We start from the raw sequence: 2,157 nt of genomic DNA, 5'->3' as shown, positions 1-2,157 counted from the left end.
GGAGGCTAAGCGAAGAGGAGGCTCATTGGCCGCCCCCGGAAAGCGAAGTCTTGTGCGGAAATTGACAGCACTAGCTTACTTATCCAATTTGTTCGTCTTTACATTGGGTTGATTTCGTTATGTCTCAACCTTTCTACTCTTTATCAGTATTAAACCAGCCTTTTCGCTTGAACCATAAAATTAACCCCAGCGTTATCAGTCCCATGAAGCCAAGCACAAAGAAATAGCCATAGTGCCACTTTAGCTCAGGCATATTTTCAAAATTCATTCCGTATACGCCAACGATAAAGGTAAGGGGAATAAAGATAGATGAAATAACAGTCAGTGTCATCATGATTGAATTCATCCGGTTTGAATTAAGAGAAAGATAATTATCGCGCATATCAGATGTCATTTCCCGATTTGATTCAATCATATCGGCTAATTTTAATAAGTGGTCATAGACATCTTTAAAATACCTTTTTTGTTCAGGATGAACATCTAGGCGTTCAGAATTTATAACACGGTACAATAAGTCGCGCATAGGCAAAATGGTTCTTCTGATTTTTAGCAAATCACTTCGAAGTTTGAATACATCTTCCATTAAAACAGAAATGGATTTTTTTGCATCTATGTTTTCTATATCATTCAGCTCATCTTCAATCTGATATACAGTGGGGAAATATTCATCTACCACTTTATCCATCACAGAATACGCAAGATAGCTTATTCCTTTTTCTTGAATCAAAGGTGTATGAAGCAACTTTTCCCATACTTTATCAATTGCAGCTGACGGGTGAAAATGAAAAGTAACCATATAATTTTCGCCGATAAAAAGGTCAACTTCTTCAGCTTCTAACGTTTGACGATTTAACGAATGAAGGACAAAAAAACTGTATCCTTCATAATAATCGAGTTTTGGGCGCTGCAGAAAATGAAAGCAATCTTCAATCGCTAACGGATGAAAGTGAAAGGATGATTGAAGCAGCAGCGCTTCTTCTTCAGAAGGGCAGTTAAAGTCAATCCAATAGTACTGAATAGAGGCATCGTGAATCTGATCTAATTGTATATGTTTCACAAGTTTGTCATCGTTCGTAAGAGCTAACGTTCGTATCATTTGAAAACTCCTTTGTGTTTTTATAGCTATTTTCAATGTAGCATAAAATCATAAACTACACGTATTTAAAAGAATAATTTTCTTTCTTCTCTTTTCATAAAACTAGTAAGGGTGAAAAAGTTGAATTATAATGATAGTAGTAGCTGGTATGGAAAGGGGAATCGTTTTGAATAAAAATGAAGCACTTCGAATGTTTTTTTTAAAACATGCAGATCAACTGACGGAAGAATGGTATGAAAGCATTGAAKACAATGACCCAGAATCGGTTTATGCATCTACTCATCCGGAAGTCATTTCAGTATTAAAAGATCAAAATAATGAATTCCATTTATACATAGCCGATGTATTTATAAAAAGTGAAAAAGAATTTTTTGATTCATTTGAAACGTGGATTTTAAAAATTGCGGAAGACGGAGAGCATGTAAGAACGCCTATTCATTATATTATTCGAGAATTTTTCCGAGTTAGAAAACAGTATTTAACGTATTTAAATCAATTTGTAGAAGAGTACGAGCAAGATATTACGCAAGAAGAACTAGACGAATGGAACGAACTGATTGTACGCGTATTTGATATCACCGTTTATAAATTTGTAGAAGAGCACCATCAGCATTCAAAGCGGTTGCTTGAAGCACACAAAGAGCTGATCAATGAGCTGAGCTCGCCAGTTATTCCATTAAGCGATCATATCGCGATTCTTCCGCTTGTTGGGGATATCGACACAGCAAGAGCGCGCCGAATTTTAGAAAATACGTTAACTCGCTGCGCTGAACAGCAAGTGAATCACCTTTATATTGACATTTCAGGAGTAGTTATTGTTGATACGATGGTTGCTCATCAGATTTTCCAGCTGATTGATGCATTAAAATTAATAGGAGTAGAATCAACTATCTCTGGGGTACGTCCTGAAATCGCGATTACCGCTTCTCATTTAGGTTTATCGTTTGAAAATATATCAACAAAATCAACTCTTGCTAACGCGATGGCTTCACGTATGAGGAAATAAAGAAAACAAGAATTACTTTTAATTCTTGTTTTTTTTATTTCAATTCATACTTGAC

At 35.7% G+C, this 2,157-nt stretch carries 2 protein-coding genes; one reads left to right on the top strand and one right to left on the bottom strand.

Annotation, left to right across the window (positions count from 1 at the left end):
• Positions 1-133 precede the first annotated feature (133 nt).
• On the bottom strand, positions 134-1,096 hold the full coding sequence (gene corA / locus AC1DRF_RS24430; RefSeq protein WP_477741915.1) for a magnesium/cobalt transporter CorA: 963 nt from the start codon (positions 1,094-1,096) through the stop codon (positions 134-136).
• A 130-nt stretch (positions 1,097-1,226) separates the two neighbouring features.
• Here corA and AC1DRF_RS24425 point away from each other — a divergent pair, with 130 nt between their 5' ends.
• Positions 1,227-2,102, top strand: a complete 876-nt coding sequence (locus AC1DRF_RS24425) for an STAS domain-containing protein (protein WP_477741914.1) — start codon at positions 1,227-1,229, stop codon at positions 2,100-2,102.
• Positions 2,103-2,157: the final 55 nt, after the last annotated feature.

This window comes from Priestia sp. P5_B4, assembly GCF_056400385.1.
The sequence above is the reverse complement of the archived record's forward strand: the minus strand, read 5'-3'. Positions and strand labels throughout refer to the sequence as shown.

Coding starts and splice junctions, on each gene's coding strand:
- corA (WP_477741915.1), bottom strand. CDS start 1,096: ATGATACGAACGTTAGCTCTTACGAACGATGACAAACTTGTGAAACAT.